This window comes from Calothrix sp. PCC 6303 (assembly GCF_000317435.1).
Classification (GTDB): Bacteria; Cyanobacteriota; Cyanobacteriia; order Cyanobacteriales; family Nostocaceae; genus PCC-6303.
This window is the reverse complement of the sequence record NC_019751.1, coordinates 3112189-3138699: the sequence shown is the minus strand read 5'-3', so window position 1 is coordinate 3138699 and position 26511 is coordinate 3112189. Positions and strand designations below refer to the sequence as shown.

Sequence of the window (26511 nt, the reverse complement as noted above, 5' to 3'; positions counted from 1 at the left end):
TCTACGGTTGTCTTGTCGCTGGTAAATTTTCATCAACCCGATCAACATTAATTACTGTGAGTTCAGTAATAAAATGACCTTTCTCAAGTTTCACAGACTTGAGTTGTCCGCTTACCTGAACCTGTTTCCCAACCGTATCGTTCATGATTTTGTCATCTGTAAACCGCAGATACACCCGTCCATCTGGCGCTCCTGGGTTCTCGATAAACATAGCATTGTTCAAACGGATATCTTTATATGATGCAGTATCCAACTGCACTTTACCAATAAAAGCAATCGCTGGCGCAGGTTCGCTAATCCTAATGTATGAAATCGCCCCAATACAGCCAAGTACGACTCCAAATGTAAACACGATGAACAGTCGCACTTTCATAAGTTAATCCGCAATGAAAAGGAAAGGACAACAGTTTTGATGAGAAGCCTAACTATTTTATACAAATCAAACCAAGACTTTACGGAAAACAATCTTGTCATCACCCGGTTTGTAAAACTCCCGAATTCGTGCTTCCTCCTCATAACCGTTCTGGCGATAAAAATCTCGAACGTACTCAAAACTCTCCAACCCGGAGGTTTCCACAAGCAACATCCGCTCACCCCGCTCCGCCAACCTGAGTTCAATGTGAGCTAGCAGTGCCGCACCTCTTCCCTGTCTCTGATAATTGGGATGGACGGCAATCAGGTAAAGATTCCACGTCCCAAGTGTCATCCGTTCCGGTGCAAAATACGCAACCCCCACCAGACCGTTATCATCATCGGTAAGCCAAATTCCAGAACTATCGGTTGCATCATCGAAGTGAGCAGCCAGCATGTGAGCTAGTTCCCCAATTTCCTCTGGTTGAAATAAGCCAGTTACCTCGGCTAAAGCCAGCAATGCATTAATATCATCGGGTGCGATTGCTCTAATCATACCAACTCCCTATAGAATCAAATTTTTGTATCTTGGGTTTAATCCATTACCAAGATAGCGCCACTGCACCCCCGAACTTCCGCATCTCCGCAAAAAACTTACCCTGTGAGTCACCATCTGGAAGTGTTGCCAGATATAGAGCAGTTTCGGCTCCTTCGAGCCGCCGATATCAGTTTGCATCCAGCCAGGAGAGTATGCATTTACCAAAATAGCAGAACCCTTAAGCGTCATCAATTACGACTATTTACTGATTATAAAATCGCAAATTGCTGCATTTACCTAAGTTCTAATCCGATTATTACGCTTCTGATTACTCACCAAATTAGCGTGATATGTATCAATCGCCCGGTGATGAGCAACTGGATCATGACGATTGTGCAACCAATCCTGAATCAAGTCGAGATTGTAAAGAATACAGCGATTATTGACTCGTACCCAATGGGTTCCCTCAATCCATGTTCCATCAAGCCGATATTTCTTGAGCGTAGAATGGCTAAGGTTTAGGCTCTTTGAAGCCAGATACTTACTTGCAAACTGAAACATTTTGGAAAATTCCTAAATACAACAAACAGGTAGTTTGCATTAGATATCTCATATTGAATTTCTGGCATTTGTGCAATGCCAGATTAACTGACGGCTAAAAGCTAGATAAGCTCGTTCCAAATAGGAGCAAAGTTATCCCATAATATGGCTATAGCTTGCGTGACCGAAGAGGCAGGGGGAATTCATGAGCTTTCTAGCGGGGGGAGCAAGCCCTTTCCCCTAACGCGAGTGCGGAGTGGAACATGGGTACAAGCCCCGCCCTTACAGAGCGTTCTTGCGCTTGTCGGATGGCATACGCTCCGTTCCAGTTTTCCCCCTTGCTCCCAGCAAGAACTGCCCCTTTTCCTCTTCTTGACGACATAGGACTCATACGCCAAGCTACGCTTTTCTTGGATGCCATCAAGCTATACAGTAACGCCGAATTTATCAAATACTTTTGAGCGAAACTTGCATTCACTATGATTTTGTGTAATTTTCAAAGCCTAAAATCTTCCAGTTTTAACACCACAAAAACTAGAAAAATACGACTCTAAATACAACTGATTACTGATTTGCCCCAATTTCCCCAACAGTGCAAATAAAACATTTGTATTCCCTTGAACTACTTATACTCTTGTTAGATATTTTTGGCAATTTTTATTCTACCAAATAAAATACATCTAAAATCAAGCTGTATTTTATTTGATAGATATTCTGTGATTTTATACGTAGCCAACATGAACACTAATATTTCTGATAAATAGTTCAGTCAAGGAATACATCAATAGCACATTATTCTACACTGAATAACTCAGGTATCTAAAGGCATAGCTAATATCTAAACACTGAATTTTAGCTGGATTTATAAATCCTTCTCATGCCATAGTTATAAATAGTTGACAAATATTTATTCCTTTAGGATGATTTGTTTTGAATGGGATGCAGTCAATATTTTTGGATGAGTATCAAGAGTGACAGAAAGAATCGCTAAAAACTCAATATCTATTCCTGCGCCAAGACTAGCAAACTAAGAAGCTAACTTACCCGTATTAGCACTACTTGCCTTGCCCATCGCTCAATTAAGAAGAATGAGAATTTTTCCAACATCGCTGTGACTTGCGGAAAATACTTTTCTTCTCCATGAGGGTTCTTCATTGCGAATTTTGAGCCAAAAATTATCCTGAAAATCCTTCGGGATTTGAGATAGCCAACTAAAGAACTCACCAACCTCCAAATCCAGTTCACCAAGAAATTAGTGGGCTAACTTTCTAGTTCCTAGTACATGAAGGCAGTAGTGAGTAGGCAGTAGGCAGTAGGCAGTAGGGGAAAGCTGATTATTACTGAGCTTTTCAGGGTTTAATAATGGTCTGCTTCTCTTACAAAGTTTGGCGAAGAGCAGCCCCGTGCGGGGGGAACCCCCGCAACGCAGTGGCTCAACTTTGCGCTATTTACGCCGTCTTGTACTAGTCAAAAATATCCGTATCACATCACTTTTGAAATTTTCCACCTCACTTAGAAGAAGTCCTAAGAATGACTCAAATAAAAGCCGAAAAACCTTCGCTGTTTTACCAATTAACCCACAGCGAGTGGTTAAAAACCGTGAAAGATTTAACAGGTTCAGAAATCAAAGTTCTGTATTACATTCGCTCACTCGATCCATTTCAAAACTGCAAACACGAATATAGCGTGACTCAGATGGCATCCGATTTGAGATTATCCAAAGGTGCAGTATCCAAAGCACTCAAAAAGTTAGAACAAGTGGGTGAGATAGATCTTGAACTTGTGCGGGTAAAAATTAAAATTAGACCAACTAAAAATAGTGAGGAACAATTGCCAAATAGAAATATAGTTTCTGATGAGAAACATGAGTGGACTATAGGAAACTCAGATTTCCTGGAGGAAACTTCGGTTTCCTCTAGGAAACACCAGTTTCTTATAGGAAACATTCAGTCGTCAGAAGGCTTGCTAGATAAAGATTTCAGCCCCTCTAAGATCTATATAGATTTTATAAATACTCTCTCAGATAACGAGCGCGGGAATTTTTTGAATTATTGCCAAGAATAGACGAAGAATCTTCGGCAAGAAATAAATGACCTAGAAGCATGGCTAGCTCACAAAAACAAAGCTGGACAAAATCGCTGGGAAGTCTACTATCAAAGCTTTGTAGACAGCAGAGCAAAACAACCCAAGCAAAGCGAATATCACAACGCATTTGAACAATGGCAAGAAGAACTGCGAACCAAAGAAAGACTTGCAGAAGAAATAATTGAAGGAGGCAGGAGGGAATGAATCCCCATAGATAAATTTAGACGTTTCGTGAGCGGAGCGCTCACGCCGAAATCAGAACGGGACTTTAAACCATTTTGGCAGAGCGGCACGTTTGCCGAGTCATCTGACCCCGCAAAGCTGCCTGGAAGAATTATTTTCTAAAACCTTCTGCCTCCTGCCTTTCTTCTTGTAACAGAAACTAATTGAGCAACATGATAGACAAATTACCCCCAGCAAACATTGAAGCCGAAGAAGCAATACTCGGAGGGATTTTACTAGATCCCATCGCCATCAGTCGGGTGTGCGAATATCTCGTACCCGATGCATTTTACGCTTCTTCCCACAAAGAAATTTACCAAATCCTACTACGACTACACCATCAAGGAAAACCAACCGATTTACTCACAGTCATTGATTGGCTTCACGATGCCAACTTACTCATCAAAATTGGTGGCAGAAATAAACTGGTATCATTGCTCCATCACACAGTATCTGCCATAAATATTGATGCACTAGCAGAATTGGTAATGGATAAATACATTCGACGCAGATTAATTGGAGTTAGCAGCGAAATCAACCAATTAGCTTACCAAATAGAAACAGATTTACCTGAAATTATTGAAGCTTCCCAGCAAAAACTATACCAAGTCTCAAATCAAGAATTTCGTCCAAACACCGAACACAATAGCCTCATCGCTTCTGAAGCTTACACCAACTTAGCATCCAACAAACCGATTTATCCAACGGGATTTCAAGAACTCGACAAACTCATCATTGGATTTGAACCAGGTACACTGACAATTATTGCAGGTCGCCCATCAATGGGGAAGTCGATGATTGCCATGAATCTAGCATTGGGGATGATACAGAATCACAACTTGCCAGTAGCTATTTTCTCTCTCGAAATGACGAAAATGCAGCTAGAATATCGATTGTGGAGCGCAATTAGCATCAACAAAGAATACGAACCAATCCAAATTAGACCATTGAAAAGCGACAGAATTCGTCGCCACCGTTCAGGTTACAATCCACTGTCTGAATGTGAATTTACCAGCATTGTCAAAATTGCCAATATTTCCAGCGAATTACCACTATATATCAACGACAGTCGGGGAATAACAGTTACCGGAATTGCTTCAGAATGTCGTCAAATTCAAGCCAGAGAAGGGAAATTAGGACTGGTGATAGTTGATTATCTGCAAATGATGGCTCCCGACACTAAGGGAAATCGTAGTTACGAACTCGGTGATGTGGCACGAGGATTGTACAAACTGGCAGGCGACTTGGAGGTTCCAATATTAGCACTGTCCCAGATTTCCAGGGGAGTGGAAGGAAGAAACAACAAACGTCCCATGATGAGCGACTTATCGCAATCGGGGATTTTGGAGATGGTTGCAGACAATATCATTCTTGCCTACCGCGATGAATATTATGACCGGGAGACAGTCGATAAGGGAATTTTAGAACTCATCGTCGCTAAAGCACGCCACGGTAAAACAGGAACCGCATCAGTTTTGTTTGATTCTGCTTACGGAATTATTAGAAATGCCCAACGTTGAAAAAGAAGCAGGGGAGCAGGGAGCAGAGAAATCTGTTTTCTGCTGCCTTTTCTAATGGCAAATATTTGTATGTATACTACACAAAATGCATTGTGATATTTTTACTGATGAATTACTAAAAAATACATAAGTTATGGAATATTTTCTATTTATCAACACTTCCATAACTGAAAATGCAGTGTTTACACACATATATTTAGTAATGAATCAAACCTGTTTTTAAAATACTTTCATTAGAGAAAAATAAGAGTTAGATATCTAACAATTGGTTGATGAAAGTTCAATAGCTTGGGGGTTAATTTGGGAGGCAAGAAAACTTTGTTTTGATTCCTATGCACTCGAAACCGTCTTTATATTCCCACTCGCGCCAAGAAGAGGAAAAGGGGCAGGGGGCAGGGAGCAAGGGGGAAAACTGGAACGGAGCTTGTACTCTGACCCAGCAAGAACACCCTGTAAGGGCAGGGCTTGCTCCCCCCGCTCCCTGCTCCTTTTCCCCCTGCCTCTTCGGTCAAGGAAATAACCCCCGTTCATCTCAATTAATGCTGATAGCAACTACCACAACAATCCTAGATGTAGTTATTAACCCCAGTTTGATTGGAATCACAACATTGGCTATTTCAACATTGGGAGTGAACGCAATATTTTTTCGACGCGAGTTGGACGGTTTCTTCAACACCATCGCTAACTTTTCACAAAGGTACAAAATAACTTCATCGGCATTCACACTTTTCGGCACATTCCTACTCTTAGATGCTCTTTCCACTCCAGTACAAGCACAATTTTTTCAAAATGCAGAAACTTGGATGACATCACAATTTACAGGTGCAGATACAGCAATTACTTTATCGTTTAATGTACTAAGAGGATTATTCATATTGTACTTGGGAATTTCTTTAGTACGGGTTGTTCAAGCGGCAAGGCAGGATGAAGATTGGCAAAATTTAGCCCGAACACCAATGATTATTTTGATTGCAGTAACGATGGGTGATATTCTGGCAAATTTGATTATTGGAGGAGGAGGAGGGGGAGGAGGAGGGTGAATAGTGAATAGTGAGTAGCGAGTAGAGGGAAATATTTGAGGTTAATTCTACTCACCACAAGCCGCTATGCCTCTGCACTACTCACTACTCGCCACTCGCTACTCACTAATAAAAATATGGAGGAAAAATCAAAGTACCGTAAAGTTAATGCGACTCTTGGGAAACAAGCAAACATCGGACCATTCCCCGCAGATCAATTAATTCCTTGGGCAATAATTTGTGGACTTTCTTACTACTTGATACATGGTTTATTTAGGCTTAATTGGGTTTGGACTTGTGCAGTCGCAGCTTGGGGAATAGCAACATGGTGGATTCTTACAGCTAATGGTAGTTGGCGTATTTTATCTAAATTTGTTGCTACCCCTAGTTGGACACGTATTCGATGTTTGTACCAGCCAGTTATAGATTCAAAAAAAGGAAGCAAAGTCAAAAAAATGTAGGTTGTTGTGTGAGTGTCAAATCAAAAAGTTGGTAAACGAATTATTGATAATGGTGGGAATAAAGTTTCCCTAATACCTATTGAAGATGCATTTGCTCCTTTTACAATGCTGCAAATAAATCTCCAAGGACGTTCAGTTGGTGCTTATCTCCTACGCAAAGGAGTTGATAATTTCCTGATTCAATTTGGATTTGAATCTCCAGGTATTCATTCCACATTACGCAACGAACAAATTGACCCTGTGTTTGATGCAATTGAATCAGGTTTAAAAGATTTACCCGACGGCGAACGTTTAACAATCCATCTTAGTTCGTTTACCAACGACACATCACGACAGCAACAACTTCAGAATTTAAGCGATATTGCCCCTAACAAAGAACTGCAATATCTCTTAATGGGAGAACGCTGTAGAACACAACAACTCACAAACCAAGGAGTTCGCAAACCAAAAAAACTACGTCTTTATTGCACTTATACCGTTGAAACCAATAGCACTGGCACAAGTGATGCTATTGAAAAAATCCTCTCGAAATTAGAACGTTCGTGGAAATCATTCACAGGAGAAATCAACGAACTCCAATTCATCGCTATCGAAAGACTATTACACGCATCCTTTACCGATGGATTCCAACTATGGGAACAACTTTTATCAAACAAAATGGGGCTAGATATCCGCCCAATAAATGCAGATACGCTCTGGGAACAACTATGGCAGCGATTTAACAACACACCACCCCGTCCAATTCCCCAACTCTTAATTCTCGACGACAACGGACTACGAGAGGAAATTTATTCAGATGTTGCCCCCACATCTTTTCTCATGGAATCCGAGTCTTCCATCCCCATCGCAGATAGACGATGGGTGCATCTCCAAGAAAAATACATTGCAGCCCTCACCTTCGTGGAGAAACCCGGTGGTTGGGCAGATAAAGAACGACAAATGCATTATTTATGGGAGGTTTTATCAAGAGAAAGGGTTTACGACACCGAGATTTACTGTCAGTTGATGCGAGCTTCGGAAACGTTGGTAAAAACTAATATGCAGCGTTTGACCAAACAAGCAAACACATCAGCTACACTTGCACAGAATAAAAACTCAGTTGACGTAAAATCACTACTCAACATCAAAAAGTCTGTTGCCGCACAAGAAGAACTTTATGAAGGTGCTGTTCCAATTCATGTTGCAACGGTGTTTTTGGTATACCGCAAAACCCGCGAACAATTAGACGAAGCTTGCCGTTACTTACAATCCTGCTTTCTGCGTCCAGCTTGGGTTGTTAGAGAAACCGAATATCCCTGGCGCATTTGGTTACAAACTTTACCAATAGTTTGGGAACGCTTGATGACTGCACCTTTTAATCGAAGGTTGCTGTATTTGAGCGGTGAAGTTCCAGGATTAATGCCCTTGGTAAGAACTAAAGCTGGGGATAGTAACGGTTTCGAGTTAATTGCAGAAGAAGGAGGAACACCAGTATTTCTCGATTTGTACAAGGAGCATAAAAACCTCGGACTATTTGCCACAACTCGCGCAGGTAAAAGTGTTCTGGCATCTGGAATTCTTACTCAGGCATTAGCTCATGGGATGCCAGTGGTAGCAATGGATTACCCAAAACCCGATGGAACTAGCACTTTTACTGACTACACCCAATTCATGGGAGCAGATGGTGCGTATTTTGACATCGGTAAGGAGTCTAGCAATTTGTTTGAGTTACCAAATTTACGGGATTTACCACCAAAGTTGCAGCAGGAAAGGTTTGAAGATTACAAAGATTTTCTTGCAAATGCAATTCTCGCAATGGTTTCGGGGAATCGTCGGGGTGAATCTCAGGTGCTGACAGATAACGTGCGTTCGCTTATTGCTTTGGCTTTGAAAGCATTTTTTGGAGATGAATTAATACGCGATCGCTATGCGGCTGCATATATTAACGGCTTTGGCTCAGACGAATGGTCTGTAATGCCGACATTGCATGACTTTCTAGGTTTTTGCTCCCACGAACGTTTGCGGTTGGATTCCCTCACTGGAGATACTAAAGCTGCTTTAGAAACTATTCGGTTAAGGTTAAGATTCTGGCTTTCTAGTCGGGTTGGACAAGCCTTAGCACAACCTTCTACCTTCCGCAGCGATGCCCAACTTTTAATCTTTGCACTGCGTAACCTGTCCAACGATGAAGATGCAGCAATTTTGAGTTTGAGTGCTTACAGCGCGGCATTACGACGAGCATTAGCATCTCCAGCAAGCATCTTTTTTATTGATGAAAGCCCAATTTTGTTTGAATTTGATGCGATCGCGTCTTTGGTTGGTAGGCTTTGTGCTAATGGTGCAAAAGCTGGTATCAGGGTAATTCTATCCGCCCAAGACCCCGATACAATCGCAAAATCTCCATCTGGTTCTAAGATCTTCCAGAATTTAACCACTCGGTTAATTGGGCGAATTCAACCCACTGCTATTGATAGCTTTGAGAATATTTTGAAATATCCTCAAGAGATTATTTCTCGCAATGCTACAGAAAGTTTCTTTCCTAAAAAGGAGGGCTTTTACTCACAATGGTTGTTGGATGATAACGGAGTATTTACTTTCTGTCGTTACTATCCGCCGTTTAATTTACTCGCAGTAGTGGCAAATAATCCGTCAGAGCAAGAAAGGAGAACACAAGCATTACTCAAATATTCAGATAAATTTATGGCGATTGCAGAATTTTCTAAGCAATTAATAGGAAGCGAATGATTGAGATATGAAGAAACCAAACAAATTAGTAGTTGCTATAGTTGGTATGGGTGTAATCTCGACAGTAAGTATTTCCAGCGCATCGGCATTAGAGATATCAAATCCCATTACAAAAGTATTTGACCAGTGGCAAGAGCAATTAGGCTCGATAAACAAATATATTTCCTCAACAATCTCTCGTAAATTAGGAGATTTGTCTGATTCATTGCAGGGAGATTTACAAGCAGCAGTGAATGAGTCAGTTGGTGCATTGGGTTTACCTGATGCAACAGAAGTAAGGGGAAAAATTGAGGAGATTGTAGCTTCAAATAATAGTGCAATTAATAGTGTTGATAAAGCAACAAATGAAGTTGACCGTCAAATTACCCGTGCTTATTCTGATAGCACTTTGAGTAAACAAGGTCAACAAATTACGAAACAGCAAGTTGAAAAAACCCAAACTTCTATCGAACAAGTTGAAAACTCTGGAGAAGCCGCCCAGGATGAAGTTGTGACGCAGAACGTGATGAAACGTATGGCTCAACAAAACACTCAAATAGCAGGGATTCTAGGAGCGATGAGAACTGATGGTTTGAAATCAAAGCAATCTCAGGACTTAGCTAACTTGAATTTAACTAATATTTCTCGCTCTTTAGATGGACAAAATCAAGCACAACAAAAACAAGTAGTCGGACAAGGATTTAATAATTTGAGAACGGCATCTCAAGCACGATTATTTTAGTTGAAGATGCACTCGTATGTTCTACTATTTTTTGAGATACGGACTAGTTCTTTCCCAAGCTCAAGTGCCGAACCCTGGACAAGCTGCTTCGACAATTACAGAAGATGGTATTGCTGCTAGTGAAGCTGTTGCTAAATCAATCGATAAATTGTGGAATGATGTTTTAAGCGGGGGATTATATAGTGCGATCGCAAATCTTGGTATCTTCTTTGCAGTTGGGACTCTCCTAATTTTCATAGTCCAATGGACGAAAGAAATGATTGATGGGGACAGTTCCAAGGGATTCACAGAACTAATCTGGACAATCGTTGTAATAGCCCTACTTGCTAATAATGGTCAGCCATTAGCGATTGCGACAAAAGGATTGAGAACAGTGATTAACCAAACAAATCAGACCCTTTTGGCTTCCACATCTGCCTCCATCCAACTCCAAGAAGCCTATCAGCAAATAATGCTCAAAACAGGTAAGGGAGATGCAATTCAGTCACTCGTTAATCAATGTAATGCGATCGCAGACCCTACACAACAAGCCGAATGCTTACAAAATGCTGCCACACAAGCAAAGGAGATTGAAGCTGATTTAGACCAAGATAATCGTCCTGAATGGGTGAAAAGCATCAGCGATTTTTTCAACACCAACATTTTTCAGTTAGCGGTGAGAGGTTGGTTGTTTGCACTTGCGATCGCATTCCAGTGGATAATCGAAGTCTGCATGTTATTAACCGCTTTGCTTGGTCCTTTGGCTGTCGGAGGTTCCCTACTTCCCGTTGGTTCAAAAGCGATTTTTGCATGGTTAACAGGTTTCTTTTCAGTGGGAATGATAAAGCTTTGTTTCAATATTATTTCTGGCTTGGTAGCTACGATGGTTTTAAATGCTGATAACAACGACCCGATGATTTTTGCATTTGCAATCGGTGTTCTAGCTCCAATTTTATCTGTACTTCTAGCCGCAGGTGGAGGAATGGCAGTTTTTAGAAGCTTTTCCAATATTGCGAGCTTTGGTGTTTCTAACTTTGTGACGAAAATGGTTAATAAATGAGGCTATTAGTGGTTAGCGTTTAGCGATTAGCTAATAAGTCATTTGGTTAGATAGGAATCATAATTTTATACAGATAATAGAGTATTAAGTTTTTTGCTAATTGCTAAGGGCTAATAACTAATAGCATTTATATAAACTCAAACAGCATGAATGACCTAAATTCAGAATCTACTCAAAATAAACGATTAAAATTTTTAAATCGTGCATCTAAAAGATTCTCAACTGGCGATACTTTAGCATTATTCACAGTTGGTACTTTTGGATTACATCTTATTACCTTTTTCCTTCTTGTATTAATCTACGGTTCCTACTCACAATTGAATAAAAAGCCACCACCTTCCTTGGTTCAATTGGAAACGGGAAAATCAATAAAAGTAGCACCATTGGGAAATAGCGATCGCACTCCACAAGTAGTATCACATTTTGTCTCCAACACCATGACTTTAATGATGAATTGGTCGGGAAATTTACCACCTACCAACGTTGAAGAAAGTGCAAAACCCAAACCTGATGAGGGAATCAGTATTGGAGAGCCGGGATTGAGAGGAAATAAAGTGACATCGGGAGCTTGGCAAGCATCTTACGCATTATCAGAAGATTTTCGTAAAGAGTTTTTAAAAATGCTGACTGACATGACACCACCAGGAGTTTTTAAAGGTAAAACCCAAGTTGTTTTAGTCCCACTTTCAATTCAGTCACCAATAAAAATTGAAGAGGGTAAATGGAAAGTCAACATGATTGCCAATCTAACTATATTTGACCAGGGTAATAATTTAGGGGAAGTAATACCCTTTAATAAAGAGATATTTGTTCGAGCAGTAGAAGCTCCTGAATCTCCAGCAAATGTGAGTGGATTAGCAGCAGTAATTTATCAAGTTCGTGCTAGTGGGTTAGAGATTTATGCAATTCGAGATTTACCACAGGAGAATTTATAATGCAAGAGCAGAAAACTGAAAGTCACGAGTTGAATGATAATTGGGATGAATCAAGTTTTGCAAAATTACTTGGTTTAAACAATGGGAATCAATTACAGAATCCAACAAAACCTTTTGCTACAGAGGAATCACCAGAAGTAGAAATAAATAGTCAAAATTTAGCTTCTAACCCAGTTGCTACTCATGAATTATTTGATGATCCTCAACTAGGTAAAACCCAGCCAACTTTTTATGGTAATCCCTTCGCCAAATTTGGTGCAGTGGGTTTAGTAATGCTTGTTGTTTTCGGTGCTGCTGCAACGGTTTTAAATAGTATTATGTCGGGTAAACCCAAGATTGCACCTACGATTGCTAACCAGGAAGTAGATAAGCCAAAGCTAGAGATTGCTGATAACTCTCAAGCAACAGAAACAGGAAAGCTCAAAGCTGAATTAGCACTCTCTACCCAAGCTGACAAAATCAAATCAGTGGAGCGTTCTAAAAGTCCTAAAACCCAGATTGTCAGACGTAGTGTTCAAAGTAGAAATGAGCGTATTAAACCAGTATCTTCTCAAATTACTCCCAGAGAAGTGCCAAGAAATCAAGTTGCTCATATACCACGTTCAATCCCTCAAAGAGTTAGCTACAACCCTCGTAATATTCCTTATACATCGAGAAATCAACCAGTTAAAAATCAAGTAAATCCAGCATCTGTGTCTAAATCTTTAACCAAACAGGAAAAAGATATTAACCCAATGGAGCAATGGAGGGAAATTAGCAGTTTGGGAAGTTATGGAAATGTTGAAATTGCATCTAATTCTGAATCTCTGCCAAATAATACGACTAATACCACACTTAATGAACAACAAGCACCAAGTATTCCCAGTGCTACTTTAATTTCAGTAACATCAAATTCAAATCAAATAGTTCCCACAACTAATGATTTGGAAATTGAACCACTTCATGAAGAAGAAGCTTTAATTATTGGTAATCCAGAAACACAACAATTAACAGTAGGTTCATCTAGTTCTGGAAAATTAGTGACACCTTTAATTTGGACTAAAAATCAGCCCAATAGTGCTGCTGTTAACTCTACTAAGCAAGCACAACAAGATAAATTTATCATTCAGCTTTCTCAACCTTTAACTACCAAGACAGCTTTGGTTATTTTGCCAAAAGCAACACAAATAATAGTTCAAGTCAAAGATATTCAGAAATCAGGATTTGTTGAACTGGAAGCGACAGGAGCGGTAATTGATGGGAATGAATATATATTACCCGAAGGAGCGATCGCAATTCGGGGTAAATCTGGTCAACCTTTAATAGCTTCTTCCTGGGGTAATAAAGGTGGGGAAATCGCTTCACGGGATGCGGAAACCTTTGCGGTTGGTTCGTTAGCAAAAGTTGGTAAGGTTCTCAATCAACCCAAGGAAGAACAAACCTCAACGAATAGCGGTTTCGGTGGTACAACTTCTTTCTCTTCAATTAGAAGAAATCGTTCCAATATTTTGGGAGCAGTTTTGGAAGGAGGTTTTGAACCCTTAACCCAACAGATATTGCAGCGCAATCAACAAGCATTACAGGAGATTCAACGGAGAGAGGATGTTTGGTTCGTCAAAGCGGGTACTGAGGTTCATGTATTTGTCAATAAAACTTTCCAGTTTTAGGTGAGGTAGTAATGGGCATTAGGCAGTGGAAAAGTATAGCTATTATGGTTCTACCGATCCCCTTATGAAAAAAAATATATTTAGATGTGAAAAAATGGCTATAACTTAACAAGAATGTATAGCTACAACTCAAGCTAGATAAAGGTTTATGGATTTTTAAATATACCAAATCTGTGAGAGAATACAAGTAAAATAGCCATAAATTAAATTTTCGGTGCTCGCTATGAAGTTTTCCGTAGAGCAAATTCTGAATTTACCAGGGATAAAAGTATTAAATTGTCAAGATATTGAAGGCTTAGGATTAATCATAGAAATACAAGTTGACTCCAAATCTTCTAAATGTCCAAGATGTGGTAAAGCTAGTCATAGTATACATCAGCATCATTGGCGTAATATTAAAGACTTGCCATGGAGTAATCAGCAAGTAATATTAAGAATTGATCGTCGTCAATTTAGGTGCAAAAATTGTCAAAAATTATTTAGTGAGGATTTAGATTTTGTCGATAAACAACGAGGATATACTAAAAGATTTGCAATAGAAATAGTGAAACAAGTGTTAGACAGTAACATTCGTAGTGTTGCAGAGAGAAATGATTTAAGTGAATCAGAAATTCAATCGATGCTAGATTCTTTAGAATCAGATATCAGTTTTGAGACAAGTGAAATAAAGCGTCTAGGTATAGATGAAATTTCTTTAATTAAAGGTCAAGGTAATTATTTAGGAGTATTGGTAGATTTAGACAGAAGAAAACCAATTGATATTGTTGAGTCACGTCGTCAATCAGAAATGACTCAAGCTTTGCAGAGTATGGGCAATGAGGTTTTAGAGCAAATTGAAGAAGTTAGTATAGACTTGTGGAAACCATATAAAAGTTTAGTCAAAGAGTTGATGCCAAATGCAGAAGTAACTATTGATAGATTTCATGTAATGAAACAGGTAAATGATGAATTAGATGCAGCGCGTAAACAGCAAAAAAAAGAAGCAAATTCCCTCAAGAATAAATTAGATAGAGATCGAATATTGGCGGGATTATTAAAAAGTAAATATAGCTTGTTGAAAAACGAAGATTCTTTAAATGAGACTCAAAAAGAAAAGCTAAAAGCAGTTCAAAATGTATCTCCAACTCTATCAAAAATGCACGAGTTAAAAGAGAAATTCAGAAATATATTTAACACTGCTGAATCATGGGGCGATGGGGTACTAAAATTATTAGATTGGATGTATGATTCGAGTTTATACTTTCCGAAAACTATTAGAACAATTTTTAGATGGTTTGGAGATATAGTTGGTTATTTTGAACAAAGAACAACTAGTGGCACTGTAGAAGGAATTAATAATAAGTTGAAGCTAGTCAAAAGATTAGGATATGGTTTCCGTAATTTCGCAAATTTTAGATTACGCTGCTTATTATCTTGGCACTTTAGTGTTAAATTTCCATAAGGGGATCGGTAGAACCTTTAATTCTTCATTTCTCTATTGGCGTTAGCCAGAATAAATTAGATTTGAAAAGCAGATAGTAGAAGGGAATAAGTCTAAAATTTAAGCTATTTAGGTAGGAGAAATACCCTGTTTGCATTTCCCCTACTGCTACCTTCTTTTTAAAACCATGCAGAATCGTCACAATCAGATATAAAGTCTTTGATTTCGCAGTAGTTATGATAATCTATCTCTAATTGTTGCAAGTCAGTATCCGATATCAAATTTTGTAGTTCTTGCACAATCTCTCTAACTTTGTTTTCTTCGCTGATTCCTGAGTAGTAGATTTTGATAAATTTGTCAGCTTTGGTCATAAATTGTTCGAGATTTGTGACAAATGTTTGCTCATTGCTAATTGCTTGTACCATGATTATCTCTCACTATTTACAAACTAATATTCGCTGGGGAGCATGAGAGCTGTTTCTACCAAGTAAACCTTGATATGGCTGAGTGGAAAATCTGTATATTCAATTTCTTGGCGTAATAATTCTTGGTTTGTATCCCATTCACAAACTAGAATGCCGGAATTATTTTCAACTCTCAAATGCCATATTTGAAATTCTCGCAAATTTTGATTAGAGAGAAAGGTTTTAGTTTGATCAATACCTCTGCCAAATTAAGAGGATTCAACGCCCGTAGAAACGTGATGAATACGCCCTAAAGAAGTAAGCTTGGCAAAAATCCGGGTTAATAAAATAGGCTCAGGGATTTCTGGAAGCATTTTTAAGATCTCATGGACATATCGAAAGCCACGATAATGAGCCTTAAGATCAATAATGCCGGAGTCAGGATTCAGGATGCGGAAATCAGCGAGAAGATGATGAGATAAATTAACCATAAAGAATGCTAGATTAGCAGCATTAGTCACCGCAGTTTGACCGATGTTCATAAAGTCTTCCAATCCCCAAAATTGCTTGGCATCACGGAAGTTAAACTCGATCTGAAAGCGTAGTTTGTAGTAGTCAATTATTTTCTCAGATGACAACTTTAGGTCACTAGAAAACAGAATTACGTGACTGCGAGCATTAGTTTTCAGATTTGTTTTCACCAAAATAACTACATTCAGGGACTGGGCAAATTCTTTGTGCAGTAAAGTAGCTTGGTAACTATCGGTTTGGATATCCTCTTCGATACTACTTTGACGCAAATATTCATCAGAAATATTACGCCAGTCTAGTTTATCTCCGTATTTACGGCGTGAACGATGATTAGGGTCAGGATTTTGGTAAGGTATGTATAATGCTGAATCGTGGCGTAACTTGGAAATTATATGTAAGTTGACCTGTCGAGCCATCTGCAAAGCATTATTGTTTCCAAAATGACCATCTAAGACTAAGTAAGTCAGTGGGATAAAGTTAGCTACCAGCTTGACTAGCTCATTAATCATCTTCTTAATTCTGAGTAATTCAGATGTGAGAATTACTTCGGTCTTGTTTTTATTTTTACTCCCTTTTGGTCGTCCACGTCCACGTTTTTCTTTGGCTTTTATTTCTGGTCTTGGCGATACACTACTTTTTTCTATATCGTTCTTTATTACCTGTTCTATTTGAATCGGAAATGAGTGCCTTTGTTCAACACTTACTAATGATAATGTAAAGAAAGATAGCCCTGATATTGGCTTACTTACTAGGCTGGAAAAGAATCTATCCAACCCATAAGTTTTTTTCCCAGATTTACTTACTACAACTTCATCTCCTGCAAGCAAATAAACCTCATTTGCACGGAACAAATGCTTGCGGAAAAATAGCCAAAACAATGTCGCCCAAGGGATTACCGTATGAAAAAATCTCAACATCGTCCGATAACTACCACCACTACCTGTCCAACGAGAAATTCCCAACATAGTGACTCGCCCGCTCATCGCTAACATTGCCAAGATTATTTGGTTCAATTGCTTCATCGTTGTAGCATTTATCTGCGGCAGGAAGCACTGTAACAATGATAAAATGTCAAACATGGGCGCACATAGTGGTTTTTGAGTTGTCGTTGTGAGAGACAATAACTCTACTACGAAACGCCCTACCTCTTCCTCTTCATCCTCTTACTTTGGCGAAGGTATTGTTGATGAGAGAAAATTGCATCCAAGAGCCAATAGCAGCTTGCTTCGTCGGCTAAGTATTTGATTCCGTCTGTATATTTCAAGCCTAGCCAGTGTTTGTAGAGAGTAGTTGAACCAGTAAATTGATTGAGTTGCGCTATTATTTGTTGTGCCGTTTTCATGTTTTAAAATCCTTGGTTTTACAAGCTTCATTACCCGTAAAGGCGTTAGCCGCAAAATTAAAGCTGCTGGCAAAATTACCAACAGCAAAGGTTTTTATTATGAGAAATTCATAGTAGTAATTTTTACTTGAACAACAGTTGTGAGCAAACTAATTCATCTACTGCTGCCAAATCCTCTTCGGTAAATTCTTCGCAAAAGCCTTGTGGATAATCAAAAACCACTGTGTAGTTCCAGGTATTTACAGAGTCGTAATCTAATCGCAATCCCGTAATTTGACCTGTCGCCCATTTTTTAGAATTACAGTTACTTTTAATTGCGACTTGTTCGCCAAAAGTATATTTGGGAGTTTTGGCAAATGGGTGAGTGAATACGATGTTTATGGTAGTCATGACTGATTCCGTTGACTTCACCCACATGCTTGGCATTAGCTATCAATAATTTACGTTGATTAATGTTCAGTGGTTCGGTTTTTATTGATTTGCATGGTTAATCTGATTATTCTTCGTAATATTATGCAATTACCTCAAATGCGATCGCTATCCTGCCAAATGATGTTAACTGCGGATATTCCTGTTGGAAGTCGATGCCTTCAACGGCATTTGAGTTGCGATGAGGTGGTATCAATTTTGAAGAAGACTGCTAGCTATGATAAGTAGTATCCGGTCGAGTATTTTGTTCTTCATCTTCTATTAATTGTTCTCGACAGAGATCATATCCGCAATGATGAAATCTGAAATTGTAGCTTGTGCGACCAAGATGATTGCAATTATTTCTCAATTATGTAAATCTATAGTGTAGATAATTTAGTCTTAATTAGGTAATTCGGGATTAGATTATGAAAATCTTTATATTCTAGATGTTTGGCAATTCCACCTCTTTGAATATTTCGTCTTGACGAACTAGTCAATATAACTGAGTAAACAGTCTGAAACTTGTCGCTTTATTACTTATCACCAATTGAAAAATGCTAAATGGGACTTCGCCACTACCGAAAGACTCTAAACAGGTAAGATTATTTATAATCGGTTTAGTTGTAGCCTTGCTTATACTACTTACTAGCCTAATTTTTAGTGTTACTCTGGGTGCTGCAAAAATTCCTCTAGACGCGATTTTGCAATCATTTCTGTCTTTTGATGCTTCCAGAGAACATTTAATCATTCGTACCGTCAGATTACCGCGATCGCTACTTGCAATGGTAGTAGGTGCATCAATATCGGTTGCAGGTGCGTTAATGCAAGGTGTAACTCGCAATCCATTAGCTGACCCCGGTATATTAGGAGTAAGTTCCGGTGCAGCTTTTTCCGTCGTCATGGCTATTTTTCTCCTCGGTGCATCCACCCAGGGCGTTTACATTTGGTATGCGTTTCTGGGTGCTGGAATCACAGCTTTCAGCGTTTATTTTCTTGCCTCTTTAGGACGTGGTGGCGCTACACCGTTAAATCTCACCATTGCAGGCGCAGCAATTAGCAGCTTGCTTGCTTCATTGACTTCTGGAGTATTAATCGTCAGTCAACGCACTTTAGAAGAAATTAAGTTTTGGTTAGCTGGTTCTTTAGCAGGTACAGATACAAGTATTATTCTCCAAGTTTTACCCTATGTTTGTATCGGCATGATTTTGGCTTTAGCAATCTCCCGACAAGTAACTATCTTGAGTTTGGGTGAAGATATTGCTAAAGGTTTGGGACAACAAACCACATGGGTGAAAATTGCGGCGGTGATATGTGTTTTGCTGTTAGATGGTAGTGCAGTAGCAGTTGCTGGCGCGATCGGATTTCTTGGTTTAGTGGTTCCCCATATTGTTAGATTTGTGGTGGGGGTCGATTACCGTTGGATTATTCCCTATAGTGCATTATTTGGAGCCATATTACTCTTAGTTGCGGATATTTTAGGTCGATTAGTAATTCAACCCCAAGAAGTTCCTGTGGGGATTATGACAGCTTTAATCGGTGCGCCTTTCTTCGTTTATTTAGCTAAAACCAAGGTGAAAAAGTAAGCATAAATTTTTATCGATTGGAAAATCCTGGCGGATTACTTGATTTTACCAGTCTGGCTGATTTATAGAAAGTAATTGGTTATACCATAGTCAAGTATACCTGTAGATAAGAATATGGACAGATAAGAGATGAGCGATCGCAACTGAGCAAATTATACTATACTGTCAATTATTCTCAATAAATGTTAGCTGATAGACTTAGCTAAGACATCTTTCTGCGTTGATTTAGGAAAACCCAGGTACAAAGTGAAGAATAATACTATTATTTTCCGCTCTAAATTTTTGCCCATATCTTTTCGTCTTCACCGACGAATTCCATCAGTTTTACTGGTAATTTTAATTATTACCTTTACAACATTTATAATCAGTACCTCCATTGGTGAATATCCCACTCCACCGCTTATTGTTTTACAAACATTATTAGGAATCGATAAGGGAAATCCTGATTATAATTTTGTGATTAATACCCTCAGATTACCAAGAACTTTAACAGCTTGTTTGGTGGGTATTGCTATGGGAATTTCCGGTGTAATTATGCAAGGTTTAACTATAAATCCTCTCGCAGACCCTGGAATTATTGGGATTAATGCGGGTGCAAGTTTAGCCGCAGTTAGCGTAATTATCTTACTTCCTAATCTACCCGCCGGAATTTTACCACTATCAGCTTTTCTTGGTGCTTTAATAGCTTCTTTATTAATTTATATTTTTGCCTGGGATAGTGGAACCCACCCCGTGAGATTAATTTTAATTGGTGTGGGAATTTCCGCCGTTGCTGGTGCTTGTATTAGCTTTTTGATAACGTTTGGACAAATTTATGAAGTGAATCAAGCATTAGTTTGGTTAGCGGGAAGTGTGTATGGAAGGACTTGGGAACAACTTTTTGCTTTTCTACCTTGGTTGATTGTATTTGTTCCCTTAGCTTTAATCAAAGCTAGCGAATTAAATACTTTAAATTTAGGAGATGAAATCGCCCAAGGATTAGGTAGTAGGATTGAATGGCAACGCGGTTTATTATTAGTAATTAGTGCTGCATTGTCGGGTGCGGCAGTTGCAACTGCGGGAACAATTGGTTTTGTGGGGTTAATTGCACCTCATATTGCCCGTCAATTAGTCGGAGGAAATCATCAAGGTTTGATACCAGTCGCAGGGATTATAGGAGCAATGATGGTGGCTATTTCGGATTTATTAGGAAGGGTTATATTTGCACCTATAGAGATTCCCTGTGGAATTGTTACTGCTGTGATTGGTGCGCCATATTTTCTATATTTACTAGTTCAAACTAGGAAAAAATAACCTCATGATATACAAGAATTTAGTAAGGGTAAAGCGCAATATTAAATTCCTACCATACAAAAATAGTCAAATTTAGATTTCCATTATATTCACCAATTAAATATCTCAAAAAATGCAATTAAATACTCAACAACACTCTCAAATCGAAACCCGTAATCTCACTTTAGGATATGATAATACAACGATAGTTAAAAATTTAGATTTAACTATTCAAAAAGGAAAAATTACTGTTTTAGTTGGTGCGAATGGTTGTGGAAAATCAACTTTGTTGCGAGGGTTAGCAAGGTTACTTAAACCCAGCAAAGGAACTGTTTATTTAAATGCTAAAGATGTATTCAAACTATCGACAAAGGATGTCGCTCAAAAATTAGGAATCCTCACCCAGGGACCTGTTCCCCCAGAAGGATTAACTGTCAGAGATTTAGTCGTTTGTGGACGTTTTCCTTATCAAAGTTGGTTGCAACAGTGGACAAAAGAAGATGAAAGATTGGTCGATGTTGCATTAGAAATTACTCGGATGAAAGAACTTGCAGAAAGAGAATTAGACACTCTTTCTGGTGGACAGCGACAACGTGCTTGGATTGCGATGTCCTTAGCGCAGGATACTGAGATTTTACTACTAGATGAACCCACAACTTTTTTAGATTTAGCACATCAAATTGAGGTGTTAGATTTATTGTGGGAATTAAATCAAAATCAGGGACGAACCTTGGTGATGGTGTTGCATGATTTAAACCAAGCTTGTCGCTATGCTGACTATTTAGTTGCAGTCAAAGAAGGTCAAGTTTTTGCGACTGGGGAACCTGAATTGGTGATGACGGAAGAAATGGTAAAAGAAGTTTTTGGGTTGGAATGTCGAGTTTTCCCCGATCCAGTTTCTGGGACACCGATGTGTGTTCCTATTGGTAGGAAGGGAAGAGCTTGATAAGTAGATGAGCAGAAATATTTACAGTCATTGCTATACTGTGAACGGCTTAAAATTCAATTTATAACTTTGGATCATATCTTGTTCTACCTGGTTATGAAGTATACCGTGACCATTTGGACAAATGTATGGTTCAAATCACAGTGATGCTTTCACATCTAAATCAGAAAAACCCCTTGCGGTTGCTATACAAAAATTACAGTTACCAATATTGATACGAATACCTTGTGGGTGACGGTAGCAGGTGAGAAGGCTTTACCTGCCGTTGAGTTATTCTGAATATGTAGATTTAACCACAGGGAAATAGTGATATTATTTCTCAACAAATACTTATCTGTTCGGGGACATTAAATGTTGAATAGTGAAAGCAATAGTATCTTTTATGCTCTATTATCGGCATTTTTTGCCGCCTTGACAACTATTTTTGCCAAAATTGGAGTCGAAGCAATCAACCCCAATTTAGCAACCGCAATCCGTACTCTAGTTATTTTAGTGATGGTTTGGAGTTGGGTTTTAGTTAGAGGACAATTCGACACAATTTTAACAATAACTCCCAAAATCTTATTGTTTCTCGTCTTCTCTGGGTTGTCAACGGGTTTATCTTGGTTGTTTTACTTTCGCGCTTTACAAGTGGGAAAGGCTTCTTTAGTTGCACCTTTGGACAAATTAAGTTTGGTTTTGGTACTCATTTTTTCGTTACTTTTTCTCAAGGAACCCCTAACGCTAAAAGTATTCTTGGGAACTGGTTTGATTTTAATGGGTACGGTTATTTTGATTCGTTAACAAAAAAGATTCTTATCTAGTTTTATCCTGTTGGGTGAACTGTCACAGCAAGCAGATCGCACAATTATATACACAATGCTATCAAGACAAATTCATTACATGACTCTGGCGACAATATTTGTTGGTATTAGTTGTTTGGGGATGTGCGATACTCCTGCGGAGTCACTAGCCTCCGGCAATGCTAAAAGCATACGTGAACGCACTCTGCAATCCGTCAATGCATCAGAACAGAATCTTCATCCAACTAAAGTTCTGGAACCATTGCAAACCCAGATTAGCCAACGGGATATGAAAATTATTGAGCAGTTAGTTGCGATCGCTCAAGGTAATTCAGCCCAAGTTCGGGAGACAAAAGCTGGGATGGGATTAAATGCTTTTACTGATGTTGTCACTATTGAAATATCACCTTCTCTAACGAATCGCAAGTATATATCATCTAGTCCTTCATCTGAAAACGAAAATAGTTTATCTGCAACTATCACTATCGACCCCATCAAATTATAACAAGCTTAACGCTATGGAGACTAATGTCAGTAACGAATTAGTCAGGGAAACAGGAGCTTCAATGGAAGCGATTATCCGACATTTAAAAGGAAACTAACCTGATTGGCTACCTGCTTATCGAGTTAAAATTTTAGATAGTAATGCAATAGCTGCTAGTGAACATCGTTTAAAACCTCTCCGCACTTGTAATAGCGCACCTTTGCCAGGACAATCCTTGGTAGTGCTAGACCCCTCTTTGATGCTAGCTATTGATGTTTTTTCTTGTGAGGATGGTCATGCTCAAGAACGTTCTTTACTACCTCAAGTTTTAGCTACAGTCGAATCTGATGATGTGTGGATAGCTGACCGAAATTTCTGCACCTTAAAATTCTTGAGTGGAATTGTAGCTAATCAGGGATATTTCATTATCAGAGAACATAAATGTTTACCTTGGCATAATGCTGATGAGTTTCGACCTATTGGCTCAGTCGAAGGAGAAGAAGTTTTTGAACAATCTATTATTATTAATGATGATGCGGGATATCTTTGTGGAGTACGTCGTATCAAGGTTGTTTTAGAGTCAGCTACTCGTGATGGTGATTCAGAAATATTTATTCTGACTAATCTTCCTCTGAAAGTCGCTACTGCTTTAGTTATTGCTCAAATCTACCGTCAACGTTGGACGATCGAAACCTTATTTCAGATATTAACTGATATCTTCAATTGTGAAATTAAGACTCTTGGTTATCCGAAAGCTGCTTTCTTCGCTTTCTGTGTTGCCTTAGTTTCCTACAATATCCTTTCTGTTGTCCTAGCTGCTTTGAGAAGTATTTACGGTATTAATAAAGTCTCTCAAGAGGTTTAGAGCTATTATCTAGTGGATGAAATTCGCGGAACTTATCGTGGCATGATGATTGCTATTCCTCCCAAAGAATGGAAAATTTTTGAACATATGAATTTGATTGAATTGACTAATGTCCTTCAGAAATTGGCAACTTTAGTTAATTTAAACGTTTTTTTGTCTCATCTCCGCTCCATCAAAAAGACTAGGAGGCTGTTAAAACGCACTCGTCCTACTAAGAAACCTCATGTTTCTACAGCTCAAATTCTATCCCAAAATAAGACCCAGAAACAGACACCTTGAAAGGGCTGGTCCTAGATTTATATTTTTATTGAGAGAAATTAAAATTAATTGATATAAATTACTGTTAGTATCTATTGAGAGTAAATAAAAGTGTTGCTTAACGCAAGGCTTTCAACTCATAAATTTTGTGTGCCTTATTATAGATGTGCAACATAGCACATCTGTAGCTTTTTGAAAGTGTCATAAATCAACCAAAACCAATGTTTATTAGCTCTTCGCAGTTAATTACTATCATTCGTATTTTGCCTGATTTCAACAAACTCAACATAATCAGGGTTTTCAAAAAAAATCAAAATCGAATTTTACCATTTACACTCAGTGTGTTACTGGCATTAATTCTAGGATGCCAAACTCTAGGTTCTCCAGCAATAAGAAGTACGGAAATATTGTGGGATACCTATGGCATACCCCATATTTACGCCAAGGATACCGCAAGTGCCTTCCGTGCCTTTGGATGGGCACAAATGCAAAGTCATGGCAACTTACTTTTGCGTCTTTACGGACAGGCAAGAGGACGTGCTGCTGAATATTGGGGAGAGAAATATATAGATTCAGACCGTTGGGTATTGACAATGGGAGTACCGGAACGCGCTCGCTCTTGGTATCAGGCACAGAATTCATCTTTTCGCAGCTATTTGGATGCTTTTGCAGAAGGTATCAATACTTACGTTAAAGAAAATCCGCAAGGGATTGATGATGCTGTTGAAATTGTCTTACCAGTCACAGGAGAAGATATACTCGCTCATCTGCAAAGAGTACTCAATTTTACATTCGTAGTCAGTCCACAACAAGTTGCGGGTATCAGTACACCAGAGTCAAAAGCAGGTTCTAATGGATGGGCGATCGCACCAAAACTTTCAGAGTCTGGGAATGCTATGTTGTTGGCAAATCCCCACCTTCCTTGGTCAGATTTGTACTTGTGGTATGAAGCGCAAATTACTGCACCAGGAATAGATGCTTATGGTGCATCACTGGTGGGTGTACCAGTTTTAGCGATAGCTTTCAACGATAATTTGGGCTGGACTCATACCGTTAATACACACGATGGGTGGGATGCTTATCAACTAGAATTAGCTGGTGATGGCTATCGTTTTGATGGTAAAGTTCGTCCCTGGGAAACTAAAACTGTTTCTTTGAAGATAAAACAAAAGGATGGGACACTCAGTGAACAACCATTAGTAATCAAAAGTTCCATACATGGACCCATTGTCTCAGAGAAAAACGGCGAAGCGATCGCATTGCGTGTTGTAGGTCTTAACCAACCAGGGGTGTTACAGCAATGGTGGGATATGGCGCGATCGCGCAATTTGGCAGAGTTTGAAAAAGTACTTCAACGCTTGCAGTTGCCAATGTTTACAGTTATGTATGCTGATGGAAAAGGGAATATTATGCACCTGTTTAACGGAAATGTTCCAGTGCGTCAGCAAGGGGATTTTCAGTATTGGCAAGGTATCATTCCTGGAAATACATCTAAAACCCTATGGACTAAAAATCACCTTTATCAAGATTTACCGCGTGTGGTTAACCCTCCTAGTGGTTGGTTACAAAATACCAATGACCCACCTTGGACTACGACTTTCCCATCAGCGATCAAAGCAGATAAATATCCGGCTTACATAGCACCACGTTTTATGGATTTTCGATCCCAACGTTCCGCACGAATGCTAGATGAAGATAAAAAAATTACTCTGGATGAGATGATCCAATATAAACATTCAACTAGGATGGAATTTGCTGACCGGATTCTAGATGATTTAATTCCATCCGCCAAAAAGTATGGTGGTGAATTGGGACAAAGAGCAGCTATTGTCTTACAAAAATGGGATAGACAAGCGAATGCAGGCAGCAAAGGAGCGGTATTATTTGCTGCTTGGGCAGAAGAATTGGACTTTGATAATGCTTTTAGTAAAACTTGGAGTGAAGATTCACCTCGCAGTACACCCGATGGGTTAGCCAATCCTCAAGATGCAGTGAAATTACTGGAAACAGTTGCAAGAAAACTAGAGAAAGACTATGGCAAATTAGATGTTCCTTGGGGAGAGGTTTTCCGCTTGAAATATGGGAACATGGATTTACCAGGGAATGGTGGGGACGGTAATTTAGGAATTTTCCGCGTTGTTGATTTTGTTCCTTCTGAAAATGGTAAATATCAGCCCATAGGAGGCGATTCTTATGTTGCTGCCATTGAGTTTTCTCGCCCAGTTAAAGCAATGGCACTGATGAGTTATGGTAATTCTTCTCAACCTGGCTCTCGGTATACTGATAAACAGTTAGAATTGTTTGCTCAGAAAAAGTTGCGTCCTGTTTGGCGCAAACGAAAAGAAATTTTAGCGCATCTAGATCAGCGTAAAGCTTTTTAAGTTGAAATCCCCAGACTATTTTGGTTTGGTC

At 39.0% G+C, this 26511-nt stretch carries 25 protein-coding genes and 1 pseudogene; 18 read left to right on the top strand and 8 right to left on the bottom strand.

The window, feature by feature from the left end; genetic code table 11:
• Position 1 precedes the first annotated feature (1 nt).
• From CAL6303_RS12845 to CAL6303_RS29230, 3 genes are all read right to left on the bottom strand, one after another.
• Entirely contained in the window at positions 2-373 is a 372-nt protein-coding gene (locus CAL6303_RS12845; protein ID WP_015198243.1) for a hypothetical protein, read from the bottom strand.
• A 66-nt stretch (positions 374-439) separates the two neighbouring features.
• Positions 440-907, bottom strand: coding sequence for a GNAT family N-acetyltransferase (locus tag CAL6303_RS12840; protein WP_015198242.1), 468 nt, complete (start codon positions 905-907; stop codon positions 440-442).
• Positions 908-1186: 279 nt separating this feature from the next.
• Positions 1187-1450 carry a hypothetical protein gene (locus tag CAL6303_RS29230; protein WP_015198241.1) on the bottom strand — a complete coding sequence of 88 codons (264 nt, stop codon included), beginning with the start codon at positions 1448-1450 and terminating at the stop codon, positions 1187-1189.
• 1509 nt (positions 1451-2959) lie between these two features.
• Between CAL6303_RS29230 and CAL6303_RS12830 the strand changes: the two genes are divergently transcribed.
• From CAL6303_RS12830 to CAL6303_RS12785, 10 genes are all read left to right on the top strand, one after another.
• The gene (locus tag CAL6303_RS12830) at positions 2960-3493 is read left to right on the top strand and encodes a MarR family transcriptional regulator (RefSeq protein ID WP_015198240.1); all 534 of its coding nucleotides are present in this window, start codon (positions 2960-2962) and stop codon (positions 3491-3493) included.
• 416 nt (positions 3494-3909) lie between these two features.
• Positions 3910-5256 (top strand): replicative DNA helicase, encoded by a 1347-nt coding sequence (gene dnaB, locus CAL6303_RS12825; protein ID WP_015198239.1) that lies wholly within the window; start codon positions 3910-3912, stop codon positions 5254-5256.
• 539 nt (positions 5257-5795) lie between these two features.
• Positions 5796-6296 carry a hypothetical protein gene (locus CAL6303_RS12820; RefSeq protein ID WP_321572303.1) on the top strand — a complete coding sequence of 167 codons (501 nt, stop codon included), beginning with the start codon at positions 5796-5798 and terminating at the stop codon, positions 6294-6296.
• Positions 6297-6412: 116 nt separating this feature from the next.
• On the top strand, positions 6413-6736 hold the full coding sequence (locus CAL6303_RS12815; protein ID WP_015198237.1) for a hypothetical protein: 324 nt from the start codon (positions 6413-6415) through the stop codon (positions 6734-6736).
• A 12-nt stretch (positions 6737-6748) separates the two neighbouring features.
• The gene (locus tag CAL6303_RS12810) at positions 6749-9460 is read left to right on the top strand and encodes a hypothetical protein (RefSeq protein WP_015198236.1); all 2712 of its coding nucleotides are present in this window, start codon (positions 6749-6751) and stop codon (positions 9458-9460) included.
• Positions 9461-9467: 7 nt separating this feature from the next.
• Complete coding sequence (locus CAL6303_RS12805; protein ID WP_015198235.1) at positions 9468-10181, top strand: hypothetical protein; 714 nt, start codon at positions 9468-9470, stop codon at positions 10179-10181.
• A gap of 16 nt (positions 10182-10197) precedes the next feature.
• A complete protein-coding gene (locus CAL6303_RS12800; RefSeq protein ID WP_015198234.1) occupies positions 10198-11220 on the top strand; it encodes a hypothetical protein in 1023 nt (340 codons plus the stop codon).
• Between the two features lie 146 nt (positions 11221-11366).
• Positions 11367-12155, top strand: coding sequence for a hypothetical protein (locus CAL6303_RS12795; RefSeq protein ID WP_015198233.1), 789 nt, complete (start codon positions 11367-11369; stop codon positions 12153-12155).
• A complete protein-coding gene (locus CAL6303_RS12790; protein WP_015198232.1) occupies positions 12155-13801 on the top strand; it encodes a TrbI/VirB10 family protein in 1647 nt (548 codons plus the stop codon). The genes CAL6303_RS12795 and CAL6303_RS12790 overlap by 1 nt, the downstream gene beginning before the upstream one ends.
• Before the next feature lie 223 nt (positions 13802-14024).
• The gene (locus CAL6303_RS12785) at positions 14025-15242 is read left to right on the top strand and encodes an ISL3 family transposase (RefSeq protein ID WP_015196011.1); all 1218 of its coding nucleotides are present in this window, start codon (positions 14025-14027) and stop codon (positions 15240-15242) included.
• Between the two features lie 158 nt (positions 15243-15400).
• Here CAL6303_RS12785 and CAL6303_RS12780 read toward each other — a convergent pair whose 3' ends face one another.
• The 5 genes and pseudogenes from CAL6303_RS12780 to CAL6303_RS12760 all read right to left on the bottom strand — a co-directional run bounded on the left by CAL6303_RS12780 (position 15401) and on the right by CAL6303_RS12760 (position 17888).
• Positions 15401-15646, bottom strand: coding sequence for a hypothetical protein (locus CAL6303_RS12780; RefSeq protein ID WP_015198231.1), 246 nt, complete (start codon positions 15644-15646; stop codon positions 15401-15403).
• 23 nt (positions 15647-15669) lie between these two features.
• Positions 15670-15876: pseudogene (locus CAL6303_RS12775) on the bottom strand (DUF6876 family protein); the annotation flags it as partial.
• An 18-nt stretch (positions 15877-15894) separates the two neighbouring features.
• Positions 15895-17235, bottom strand: coding sequence for an IS4 family transposase (locus CAL6303_RS12770; protein ID WP_015198005.1), 1341 nt, complete (start codon positions 17233-17235; stop codon positions 15895-15897).
• Between the two features lie 62 nt (positions 17236-17297).
• On the bottom strand, positions 17298-17498 hold the full coding sequence (locus tag CAL6303_RS12765) for a DUF6876 family protein (RefSeq protein ID WP_015198230.1): 201 nt from the start codon (positions 17496-17498) through the stop codon (positions 17298-17300).
• A gap of 123 nt (positions 17499-17621) precedes the next feature.
• Positions 17622-17888 (bottom strand): hypothetical protein, encoded by a 267-nt coding sequence (locus tag CAL6303_RS12760; protein WP_041739516.1) that lies wholly within the window; start codon positions 17886-17888, stop codon positions 17622-17624.
• Positions 17889-18011: 123 nt separating this feature from the next.
• Here CAL6303_RS12760 and CAL6303_RS30325 point away from each other — a divergent pair, with 123 nt between their 5' ends.
• From CAL6303_RS30325 to CAL6303_RS12725, 8 genes are all read left to right on the top strand, one after another.
• Positions 18012-18155: a hypothetical protein gene (locus CAL6303_RS30325; protein ID WP_158333146.1), complete on the top strand. Its 144-nt coding sequence runs from the start codon at positions 18012-18014 to the stop codon at positions 18153-18155.
• A 308-nt stretch (positions 18156-18463) separates the two neighbouring features.
• Positions 18464-19492: a FecCD family ABC transporter permease gene (locus tag CAL6303_RS12755; RefSeq protein ID WP_015198228.1), complete on the top strand. Its 1029-nt coding sequence runs from the start codon at positions 18464-18466 to the stop codon at positions 19490-19492.
• 246 nt (positions 19493-19738) lie between these two features.
• The gene (locus CAL6303_RS12750; RefSeq protein ID WP_015198227.1) at positions 19739-20785 is read left to right on the top strand and encodes a FecCD family ABC transporter permease; all 1047 of its coding nucleotides are present in this window, start codon (positions 19739-19741) and stop codon (positions 20783-20785) included.
• 112 nt (positions 20786-20897) lie between these two features.
• On the top strand, positions 20898-21710 hold the full coding sequence (locus tag CAL6303_RS12745) for an ABC transporter ATP-binding protein (RefSeq protein ID WP_015198226.1): 813 nt from the start codon (positions 20898-20900) through the stop codon (positions 21708-21710).
• 351 nt (positions 21711-22061) lie between these two features.
• Complete coding sequence (locus tag CAL6303_RS12740) at positions 22062-22493, top strand: EamA family transporter (RefSeq protein ID WP_015198225.1); 432 nt, start codon at positions 22062-22064, stop codon at positions 22491-22493.
• Between the two features lie 75 nt (positions 22494-22568).
• Positions 22569-22997 (top strand): hypothetical protein, encoded by a 429-nt coding sequence (locus tag CAL6303_RS31120; RefSeq protein ID WP_238993807.1) that lies wholly within the window; start codon positions 22569-22571, stop codon positions 22995-22997.
• A gap of 220 nt (positions 22998-23217) precedes the next feature.
• Positions 23218-23841, top strand: a complete 624-nt coding sequence (locus tag CAL6303_RS30750) for a transposase (protein WP_203225949.1) — start codon at positions 23218-23220, stop codon at positions 23839-23841.
• 479 nt (positions 23842-24320) lie between these two features.
• Entirely contained in the window at positions 24321-26480 is a 2160-nt protein-coding gene (locus CAL6303_RS12725) for an acylase (RefSeq protein WP_015198224.1), read from the top strand.
• Positions 26481-26511: the final 31 nt, after the last annotated feature.

Bases quoted from the DNA above. Each gene is read 5' to 3' on its own strand.
- CAL6303_RS12800 (WP_015198234.1), top strand. From the start codon at position 10,198: ATGTTCTACTATTTTTTGAGATACGGACTAGTTCTTTCCCAAGCTCAA.
- CAL6303_RS12745 (WP_015198226.1), top strand. From the start codon at position 20,898: ATGCAATTAAATACTCAACAACACTCTCAAATCGAAACCCGTAATCTC.
- CAL6303_RS12725 (WP_015198224.1), top strand. From the start codon at position 24,321: ATGTTTATTAGCTCTTCGCAGTTAATTACTATCATTCGTATTTTGCCT.
- CAL6303_RS12830 (WP_015198240.1), top strand. From the start codon at position 2,960: ATGACTCAAATAAAAGCCGAAAAACCTTCGCTGTTTTACCAATTAACC.
- CAL6303_RS12790 (WP_015198232.1), top strand. From the start codon at position 12,155: ATGCAAGAGCAGAAAACTGAAAGTCACGAGTTGAATGATAATTGGGAT.
- CAL6303_RS12795 (WP_015198233.1), top strand. From the start codon at position 11,367: ATGAATGACCTAAATTCAGAATCTACTCAAAATAAACGATTAAAATTT.
- CAL6303_RS12820 (WP_321572303.1), top strand. From the start codon at position 5,796: ATGCTGATAGCAACTACCACAACAATCCTAGATGTAGTTATTAACCCC.
- CAL6303_RS29230 (WP_015198241.1), bottom strand. From the start codon at position 1,450: ATGTTTCAGTTTGCAAGTAAGTATCTGGCTTCAAAGAGCCTAAACCTT.
- CAL6303_RS12785 (WP_015196011.1), top strand. From the start codon at position 14,025: ATGAAGTTTTCCGTAGAGCAAATTCTGAATTTACCAGGGATAAAAGTA.
- CAL6303_RS12840 (WP_015198242.1), bottom strand. From the start codon at position 907: ATGATTAGAGCAATCGCACCCGATGATATTAATGCATTGCTGGCTTTA.
- CAL6303_RS12845 (WP_015198243.1), bottom strand. From the start codon at position 373: ATGAAAGTGCGACTGTTCATCGTGTTTACATTTGGAGTCGTACTTGGC.
- dnaB (WP_015198239.1), top strand. From the start codon at position 3,910: ATGATAGACAAATTACCCCCAGCAAACATTGAAGCCGAAGAAGCAATA.
- CAL6303_RS31120 (WP_238993807.1), top strand. From the start codon at position 22,569: ATGCTATCAAGACAAATTCATTACATGACTCTGGCGACAATATTTGTT.
- CAL6303_RS12765 (WP_015198230.1), bottom strand. From the start codon at position 17,498: ATGAAAACGGCACAACAAATAATAGCGCAACTCAATCAATTTACTGGT.
- CAL6303_RS12805 (WP_015198235.1), top strand. From the start codon at position 9,468: ATGAAGAAACCAAACAAATTAGTAGTTGCTATAGTTGGTATGGGTGTA.
- CAL6303_RS12740 (WP_015198225.1), top strand. From the start codon at position 22,062: ATGTTGAATAGTGAAAGCAATAGTATCTTTTATGCTCTATTATCGGCA.
- CAL6303_RS12770 (WP_015198005.1), bottom strand. From the start codon at position 17,235: ATGTTTGACATTTTATCATTGTTACAGTGCTTCCTGCCGCAGATAAAT.
- CAL6303_RS12760 (WP_041739516.1), bottom strand. From the start codon at position 17,888: ATGACTACCATAAACATCGTATTCACTCACCCATTTGCCAAAACTCCC.
- CAL6303_RS12755 (WP_015198228.1), top strand. From the start codon at position 18,464: ATGCTAAATGGGACTTCGCCACTACCGAAAGACTCTAAACAGGTAAGA.
- CAL6303_RS12815 (WP_015198237.1), top strand. From the start codon at position 6,413: ATGGAGGAAAAATCAAAGTACCGTAAAGTTAATGCGACTCTTGGGAAA.
- CAL6303_RS12780 (WP_015198231.1), bottom strand. From the start codon at position 15,646: ATGGTACAAGCAATTAGCAATGAGCAAACATTTGTCACAAATCTCGAA.
- CAL6303_RS30325 (WP_158333146.1), top strand. From the start codon at position 18,012: ATGCAATTACCTCAAATGCGATCGCTATCCTGCCAAATGATGTTAACT.